Origin of the sequence: Streptococcus sp. E17BB (assembly GCF_041807725.1) — a bacterium.
GTDB classification, from domain to species: Bacteria; Bacillota; Bacilli; order Lactobacillales; family Streptococcaceae; genus Streptococcus; species Streptococcus entericus.
In genome coordinates, this window is record NZ_JBGTZC010000055.1 from 1 (window position 1) to 9,096 (window position 9,096).

A 9,096-nucleotide genomic window follows, 5' to 3' on the forward strand; every position below is an offset into this window, starting at 1 on the left:
CAACAATTTGTTGCTTAAAGTCATCACTAAATTGACGACGGATTTTTCTAGACATAGAGTTCTCCTGTTTTCTTTAGTGTAGAACACTTTATAAATTCTGTCTAGTTTAGTGTAACCGATTCAGATGATTCGGTTTTAGCCGTGAAAAGTCCCTAGAAGATGACGGTTCTAGGGACTTTAGTGTTTGACAACCTAATGCTAGTCGACTTTAGAGGGGTGTTCTGTGGTATCAATGTCTTGACGGGTGAAAAAAATCGCCTATATCAACTGCTTGAGAATTGACAAGGTAGCCTTCAAAAATCCGATAGGGTTCATCCTCACTGTTGATGTCAACTGCAAGCATGATGATCTCTATTGAACCAGCCTCTTTTTCCAGTTCAAGGTGTTTCCAAAAAACAGAGACAGCTCCTTTCTCGAGTTTGGTAGGAAATGATGCAAGGTAGGTTTTACCTTCAAACCAAGGGTAGCTAGAATAAATTTCAACGGTTACTTGCTGGTCATTTTGGAAAAGATCAAAGGTATAATGGGTCGAAGCTGGAGGTTTTAATGGAGTGTTTTGCATCAAAAGGATGGAGTCTCTTAACAGTCCTAGTAATTGTTGCTGTGTTCAAAATAGAAATCACTATGATAGGTATGACTAGAGCGAGGAAAACTCTTTTCTCAAGATACTTGCTTCCATGGATTGTAGTACTGGCATTAAAGATTGGACGAACGGTTGAGGACTATAGAGGGTAATATGGCGGATTAGAGGTTATCGATGATATATCGGACAAAGTGATTCCAGATAATCTTTAGAAGGTTAGTCCTTGAGACCTCACTTTCAGCGATGAGGGGCATACTTGGTAAGTCTGCAAGATACCCTTTTCCAACTAGTTTTTTATCATCAAAGACCACTTGTCCGACCACTTGTCCCTCTTTGATGGGGGCGTAGTTTGTTTTATCGGGAAAGACAGCCTTTAACTGAACGTTGTCAACAGTGTCTGGAGTTGTGACGACATAAAAATCATCTTGCGTAACGGCAGAAACCTTATCCACGACACCGTCTAAGACAGGTGCAAGCGTGTCTTTATAGCTAGTGCTGGCTGGCAAAACCTTTTGCAAATGGAACTGCTCAGCAATTTGATTCAAAAAATCATGAGCAACCAGGAAGCGCTTATCGCTATCCTCATGACCACCATCAACGTCCAAAAAGATGCTCAGAACCTGCATGCGGTTTTCGTAGGAGAGACTAATCAGACCAGACCCTGCGTCTGTCGATGTTCCTGTTATTAGACCGTAAGTGTCAAGGCGAGCATAAGGCATATTTTCCAGCAGGTAGTTGTAAGTCGGAATCGGTTCGCCGCCAAAATTACCCTGAGTGGCTTCAGATAGTTCTAAGACCTCTGGGAAATCATTGATGAGACGATAGCTGATGATGGCTAGATCTCGAGCAGACAGCTGATTTTCAGCGTCTTCGGGACTGTTTTCTAAACGGTAGCCTCCCAGATAACGGTTGTTTACCCCTGAGGCATTGACCAATGAGTGTTTCTTAATGCCCCAGTTATCCAAGAGGCGTCGCATTTCCTCAACAGCTTCTTGCTCACTGCCTGCGATATGCTCAGCCAGAGCAACAGAGGCAGAGCTTGAGGCAGAGATGAGGCTAGCTTTGGTAAGATCTTTCACGCTGTACTGCGGATGGGCAAAGGTGACATTTGGGATATCTGGCTCTTGGGTTAATTGCAGAGCATAGTCACTGATGGTCACCCTATCGTCCCAGTTGATTCGCTTTGCCTTAACGGCATCATAAACGAGGTAGAGAGTTAACAAGCGACTAAGATTACCGACAGGGACTTTTTGATCAGCGTTCTTTTCGTAGAGGATTTTTCCTGTGCGAACCTCAACTGCCATTCCAGCCTTTGCTGGAAGTTCAATGGTTGAGGCAAAGGCTAGGGGCGGTATGACTAGGCTAACGAGTAGAGCTAAACCAACCAAATATTTTTTCATTGAGCAGGCTCCTTGTGTGCGATGTTTTCTCTATTATAACACATCTCGAAGAAATAAGAATTCGGTAGTGTATCTTCTATACCGCACAAAACCATGTGATATTACCTGACATAAAAGGTGCTAAAACTGCCAAAAAATCGGAAAAAAGTTAAAAAAAGCTCAAAAGAAATGCGAAATTTTCAGAATAATCACTTGCATTAAGATTTTTTTATGGTATAATGTAGAACATAAACCCAAAACTTGGCTGTTTATAAAAAGAAAAAATTGAGGTAAATCCTATGAAGAAAAGCAGAATTCTTGCCCTTGGTGGTGTGACTTTGTTATCTGCGGCTGTTTTGGCAGCTTGTGGTAATGGTTCATCAAGTAGCTCATCAGCTCCAACAACCTATACTTACGCTTATACTAGTGACCCTGAGTCATTGAACTATCTTTTGGTAAACAAGAGCACAACTGGTGATATTATCGGTAACGTTGTAGACGGTCTCTTGGAAAACGATGAGTACGGTAACTTTGTGCCATCACTTGCAGAAGACTGGACAGTCTCTCAAGATGGATTGACCTATACTTACACCCTTCGTGATGATGCTAAGTGGTTTACCGTTGAAGGTGAAGAGTATGCTAATGTAACTGCTGAAGACTTTGTCACTGGTTTGAAATATGCTGCTGATCATTCAGGTGACGCAGAAGCTCTCTACCTTGTTCAAAACTCTATCGCAGGATTGGATGCCTACGTTAAAGGTGAAACAAAAGACTTCTCAACTGTTGGCATCAAAGCCATTGATGAGAAAACTGTTCAATACACTTTGACACAGCCAGAGCCTTACTGGAACTCTAAATTGACCACGGGTATTCTCTTCCCAGTTAATGCAGAATTCTTGGAAAGTAAAGGCGACGACTTCGGTTCAGCTGATCCAAGCAGCATCCTCTACAGCGGACCATACTTGATTTCTGCAATGACAGCTAAGTCATCACTTGAGTACACGAAAAACCCTAACTATTGGGATGCTGATAAAGTAGCTATCGAAAACATCAAGTTGACTTACACTGATGGTTCAGATATATCAACCTTTATTGATCAATTTGAAAAAGGTGTCTTCACAGCTTCTACTATTTTGCCAAATGCTTCTAACTACTCTTCAGTAAAAGAGAAGTTTGCAGACAACATTATCTACGGTCAGCAAAATGGTACTGTCTTCTACGGAGCCATCAACGTTAACCGTACCAGCTACAAGCACACTGCAAAAACAACTGACGCAGAGAAAGAATCTACCAAGAAAGCTCTCTTGAACAAAGACTTCCGTCAAGCTCTTAACTTTGCAATCAGCCGTGCCAACTACCACGCTCAAGCAGCTGGTGAAGATGCCAAAACTAAAGGTATCCGTAACATGTTGACTGCCCCAACTTTTGTAAACGTTGGTGATCAAACCTACGGTGATGTCTTCACAGAAAAAATGGCAGCTATTGGTTCAGAGTGGAAAGACATTGACTTCTCCGACGCTCAAGACAGTCTTTATAACCCAGAAAAAGCAAAAGCTGAGTTTGACAAAGCTAAGAAAGAATTGGAAGCTCAAGGGGTAACTTTCCCAATCCGTATCGATATCCCTGCTCTTCAAACATCTGATTTGATGATGAGCCGTGTTGGATCTATCAAAGAGTCAATCGAGTCAGCGCTTGGTGCTGAGAATGTCCAAATCGACATCTTGCCAATGGACGAAGATCCGTTGTATGCAGCAACCTTCCATGCAGAAAATGCCTCACAAGAAGACTATGATATCTCAACTGTATCTGGTTGGGGCCCTGACTTCCAAGACCCATCTACTTACCTTGATATCTTTAACCCAGCAAGCGGAGATACCCTCAAGATTATCGGTATTGATGCTGGCTCAAACCCAGAAATCGTGAAAACACTAGGTCTTGAGAAATTGAACCAACAGTTGACTGATGCGGCAAAAGAAACATCTGATGTGGCAGTGCGTTACAGCAAATATGCAGAAGCAGAAGCTACCCTTGCTGATGCCTCAGTGCTCTTGCCGATTATCTCAGCTGGTGGTCGTCCTTCTGTGACTAAAGCTGTACCTTATACTAGTTCATTCTCATGGACAGGTATCAAAGGTTCAGTATCATACAAATACCTGAAATTGCAAGAGAATGCAGTGACAGTAAAAGAATACGAAGCGGCTCGTGAGAAATGGTTGAAAGAGAAAGCAGAATCAAATGCGAAAGCTCAAGAAGACCTCGCGAAACACGTTAAATAAGAAGAAACTTTAACCCTAAAGAACTTCCGCTAATCACCTAGAGGAAGTTCTTTTGGGATTTGGAGGATAGCATGAAGAAATATATTTTCAGTCGATTATTGAGATCTTTGGTCTCCTTATTTGCCATCACCACATTGACTTATGTGTTGATTTTCACGATGGTGCCTAGGACAAAGATTTTTAATAATGACCCAAACTACACCAAAATGGCTGCCCAGCCTGATAAAAAGGTCAACTATGAAAATGGTGTTTACGAGAGAATGGGTTACATCAACTATTGGACATCAAAAGAGTTGTTGGACAAAGCAAACGATTTTGATCCATCAGTCACTGGTGAAGTGAATGACACCAATAAAAAAATTTATGAGGATTACATTGCTTCTCTTGGCAATGGCTGGACTCTTCACCAGTTTCCAGAGAGCGGGGCATTTTATGCCACACGTGAAATCTCCATGTTTTCACGTGTCCTCAACTTCTTCACCAATTTAATCGAAATTGATCATCCATGGCGTATTAAAGATGCCAAAAATCCTGATTTAGAACGTTATTTGCGTTTTGAAAATGACCCATCAGCTGGTTTTGCCTTGGTTGGTTCAGGAACTAAGCACAAGTATCTGTTGTATTTTAATGGACAGTTCCCGTTTATTCATCAGAATTTTGTCAACTTAAACCTTGGTGTATCTTATCCAACCTTCAGCAAGGTTCCTGTTCTTCAAATTATTACTCAAACCCAAGGGAAAAAGCTCTTAAAAGAGGTGACTTTCCCAAATGGGACGAAGCGTTCTAGCTCCATTGACATCTATAGCCGGACTTATCAGACACCAAGTAGTGTAGATAAGAAAACGGCTGCTCTATTTGGTGAGGGTGATGCCTACACCAAAACTCAAAACTTGCAGACTGACCCATCAATGATTGCCAACTCTGCGCTCATTGGGATATTTGGCGTGATGATTTCTTACCTGATTGCATTACCCTTAGGTTATTTCATGGCTCAGCACTCTGGGAAGTTGTTTGACTCGATTTCATCTGGGACATTGACCTTCCTCATTGCTATCCCATCTATTGCATTCATCTACGTTTTCCGTTTCTTGGGTTCTTTGACAGGTCTTCCTGATTTGTTCCCAACTTATGGGGCACAAGATATTCGTTCTTATATCTTACCTGCTTTGGTTCTAGGTTTCTTGGGCTCGCTCAGTCTAGGATTATGGACACGTCGTTATCTGGTTGACCAAAAACTGAGCGATTACGTTCGTTTTGCGCGTGCTAAAGGTCTCAATGAGAAAGAAATCATGACACGACACATTTTCAAAAATGCGATGGTTCCGATTGTTGCGGGTATTCCAGGTGCTATTTTGGGTGTTATCGTGGGTGCAACCTTTACGGAAACCGTATTTGCTTTCCCTGGTATGGGTAAAATGCTCATTGATGCCATCAAAGCAAACAATATCAACATGGTTGTTGGGTTGAACTTTATCTTCTCAGCCCTGTCCATTTTAGCTGTATTTTTGGGTGACTTATTCATGACAGTTCTTGACCCACGTATCAAATTATCAACTAAAGGAGGAGGCAAATAATGTCAACGATTAATCAATCAAAATTTCAATTTGTTCAGCGTGATGATTTTGCCTCTGAGGTTATTGATACGCCGAGCTATTCCTACTGGCAGTCTGTTTTCCGTCAATTTTGGAAAAAACGCTCTAGTATTGTGATGGTGAGCATTTTAACACTCATCCTTCTCATCAGTTTCTTATACCCTTTGTTTTCAGATTATGATTACAATGATGTCAGCAAAATCAATGATTTCTCCAGACGTTTTATCTGGCCTAATGGCGAGTTCTGGTTCGGTACGGATAAAAATGGTCACTCGCTCTTTGATGCTGTTTGGTTTGGTGCAAGAAATTCCATCCTCATTTCAATCATTGCAACGACGATTAACCTCGTTATTGGTGTTATTGTTGGTGGTATTTGGGGTGTGTCAAAAGGTTTTGACCGTGTGATGATTGAAATCTACAACGTTATTTCAAACATCCCAAGCTTCTTGATTGTCATTGTCTTGAGTTATGCGCTGGGAACAGGTTTCTGGAACCTTATCTTTGCCATGACCATGACTGGTTGGATGGGCGTGGCCTACAGTATCCGTGTGCAAGTGATGCGCTACCGTGATTTGGAATACAACTTAGCCAGTCAAACGCTTGGAACGCCGACTGTCAAGATGGTTATCAAAAACATCTTGCCACAGTTAATCTCAGTGATTGTGACCCAGTTGTCGCAAATGTTGCCGGGTTATATTTCTTATGAAGCTTTCTTGTCAGCTTTCCAAATTGGACTTCCAATCACAGTACCAAGTTTAGGACGCTTGATTTCAAACTACTCAGTTAACGTCACCACAAACTGGTATTTATTCTGGATTCCTCTGACTATTTTGGTGTTAGTGTCTATTTCACTCTACCTGAGCGGTCAGAACCTTGCAGATGCTAGTGACCCACGTTCACATAGATAGGAGTTTATATGACAGAACAAAAAAATGTAATATTAACTGCCAAAGATGTGGTGGTGGAATTTGATGTCCGTGACCGCGTGTTGACGGCCATTCGCGGCGTGTCTGTCGATGTGACAGAAGGTGAGGTGTTGGCACTTGTTGGTGAATCTGGCTCTGGAAAATCTGTACTCACGCGAGTGTTCACCGGTATGTTAGAGTCAAACGGTCGAGTGGCTAGCGGTAGCGTGATGTACCGTGGTCAAGAGTTAACTGAACTGAAGACCAATGACGATTGGCAGGCTATCCGTGGTGCAAAAATTGCAACCATTTTCCAAGACCCGATGACCAGCCTTAACCCGATTTTGACGATTGGTAAGCAAATCACAGAAGTGATTATCAAGCACCAAGGGGTTTCTCCAACCGAAGCTAAGGCTATGGCTATTGACTACATGGTCAAGGTTGGTATCCCTGATCCTGGACGTCGCTTTGATGAGTACCCATTCCAGTATTCTGGAGGAATGCGTCAGCGGATCGTTATTGCTATTGCCTTGGCTTGTAAACCAGATATTCTTATCTGTGATGAGCCGACAACGGTGCTTGATGTGACCATTCAAGCTCAGATTATTGCTCTTCTGAAAACCTTGCAACGTGAGTATAACTTTACCACCATCTTTATCACCCATGACCTTGGTGTGGTGGCGTCGATTGCTGACAAGGTAGCGGTGATGTATGCTGGGGAAATCATCGAGTTTGGTACGGTTGAGGAGATTTTCTATGATCCACGTCACCCGTACACTTGGAGCTTATTGTCTAGCTTGCCACAGCTGGGTGCTGCTGGCGAAGAGTTGTTCTCTATTCCGGGAACACCGCCGTCTCTTTATGCGCAATTGAAAGGTGATGCCTTTGCTCTTCGCTCTGCCTATGCGATGCAGATTGATTTTGAAGAGCACCCACCGGCTTTCCAAGTCACGGATACTCATTGGGCTAAGACATGGCTCTTGCATCCAGATGCACCTAAGGTTGAGAAACCAGCCATTATTCAAAACTTGCATGACAAAATCAGCGCCAAACTGGCTGGAAAGGGGTAGGAAATGACTGAAAAATTAGTTGAAATCAAAGACTTAGAAATTTCCTTTGGCGAGGGCAAAAAGAAATTTGTTGCCGTTAAGAACGCCAACTTCTTTATCAACAAAGGTGAAACCTTCTCTCTTGTTGGCGAATCTGGTTCAGGCAAGACAACTATTGGTCGAGCCATTATTGGCTTAAATGATACCAGCAAGGGGGACATTGTATTCAACGGGGATAAGATTAACGGGAAATTGCCTGCGGATAAGCGTCGTGAGGTCATTCGTAAAATTCAGATGATCTTCCAAGACCCTGCGGCTAGTCTTAACGACCGTGCGACTGTCGATTACATCATTTCTGAAGGTCTTTACAACTTTAACCTCTTCGAAAATGAAGAGGATCGCAAGAACAAAGTGCGTGAGATGATTACGGCAGTTGGTCTCTTGCCTGAGCATTTAACTCGCTATCCTCATGAGTTCTCAGGTGGACAACGCCAGCGGATTGGTATCGCACGCGCCTTGGTCATGCACCCTGAGTTGGTTATCGCTGATGAGCCGATTTCAGCCCTTGATGTGTCTGTCCGTGCTCAGGTGCTTAACCTCCTCAAGAAGTTGCAAAACGAGCTCGGTTTGACCTATCTCTTTGTTGCCCATGACCTGTCTGTGGTGCGCTTTATATCAGACCGTATCGCGGTTATCCACAAAGGGGTTATCGTTGAGGTGGCGGAGACAGAAGAGCTGTTCAATAACCCAATCCATCCCTACACTCAGTCACTCTTGTCTGCTGTGCCGATTCCAGATCCAATCTTGGAACGCCAGAAGGAGTTGATTGTCTACGATCCAGATATGCATGACTATTCGGCTGATAAGCCTGAAATGGTAGAAATTAAGCCAGGTCACTATGTCTGGGGGAACAAGGCAGAGATTGCAGATTATCGCCGCAAGCACCTCTGATTTTTAAATAACCTAAAATAAAAAAACCACCCGAAGGATAGAGGACATCTATCAAATCGGGTGGTTTTTTCTGTGGCATTAACAGACGAGGGCACAACTAGGGTTGGCATGATGTCATGCTGCCTCTAGTTTTATGGGAAGGGGTTCAAGGTGCTTCAGACTGGACTTAGAAAACGCATCGTGTCAGATATTTGCTTGCCTGACATGATGCGTTTTGATGGTTTGGAAGGAATTACCCCGCTCTTTTGTGGCTCTATAATTTCTGTAGTGGGTAAATCCACCATGGAGATTATAGAGCCTTTTGAGTGTAGAAAAAAAGTTCCATATGACCTACAATGAAAAGTGCTTAAACAACTCATTA

Annotated in this window: 7 protein-coding genes; 5 read left to right on the forward strand and 2 right to left on the reverse strand. The window is 42.8% G+C overall.

All coding sequences use genetic code 11. From position 1 onward, the window contains the following. Positions 1–229: 229 nt before the first annotated feature. Positions 230–562, reverse strand: a complete 333-nt coding sequence (locus ACERC7_RS09990) for a hypothetical protein (protein WP_373660619.1) — start codon at positions 560–562, stop codon at positions 230–232. A gap of 182 nt (positions 563–744) precedes the next feature. Continuing rightward, positions 745–1,983, reverse strand: a complete 1,239-nt coding sequence (locus ACERC7_RS09995; protein ID WP_373666847.1) for a serine hydrolase — start codon at positions 1,981–1,983, stop codon at positions 745–747. 278 nt (positions 1,984–2,261) lie between these two features. Here ACERC7_RS09995 and ACERC7_RS10000 point away from each other — a divergent pair, with 278 nt between their 5' ends. The 5 genes from ACERC7_RS10000 (at position 2,262) to ACERC7_RS10020 (ending at position 8,735) form a co-directional block, all read left to right on the forward strand. Next, positions 2,262–4,238 carry a peptide ABC transporter substrate-binding protein gene (locus ACERC7_RS10000; RefSeq protein WP_373666848.1) on the forward strand — a complete coding sequence of 659 codons (1,977 nt, stop codon included), beginning with the start codon at positions 2,262–2,264 and terminating at the stop codon, positions 4,236–4,238. 71 nt (positions 4,239–4,309) lie between these two features. Further along, positions 4,310–5,812: an ABC transporter permease gene (locus tag ACERC7_RS10005; protein ID WP_373666849.1), complete on the forward strand. Its 1,503-nt coding sequence runs from the start codon at positions 4,310–4,312 to the stop codon at positions 5,810–5,812. Continuing rightward, the gene (gene oppC, locus ACERC7_RS10010; protein WP_373659598.1) at positions 5,812–6,738 is read left to right on the forward strand and encodes an oligopeptide ABC transporter permease OppC; all 927 of its coding nucleotides are present in this window, start codon (positions 5,812–5,814) and stop codon (positions 6,736–6,738) included. The genes ACERC7_RS10005 and oppC overlap by 1 nt, the downstream gene beginning before the upstream one ends. 8 nt (positions 6,739–6,746) lie before the next feature. After that, the gene (locus tag ACERC7_RS10015; protein WP_373666850.1) at positions 6,747–7,805 is read left to right on the forward strand and encodes an ABC transporter ATP-binding protein; all 1,059 of its coding nucleotides are present in this window, start codon (positions 6,747–6,749) and stop codon (positions 7,803–7,805) included. Positions 7,806–7,808: 3 nt separating this feature from the next. After that, the gene (locus ACERC7_RS10020) at positions 7,809–8,735 is read left to right on the forward strand and encodes an ATP-binding cassette domain-containing protein (RefSeq protein ID WP_373666851.1); all 927 of its coding nucleotides are present in this window, start codon (positions 7,809–7,811) and stop codon (positions 8,733–8,735) included. The last annotated feature ends 361 nt before the right edge of the window (positions 8,736–9,096 follow it).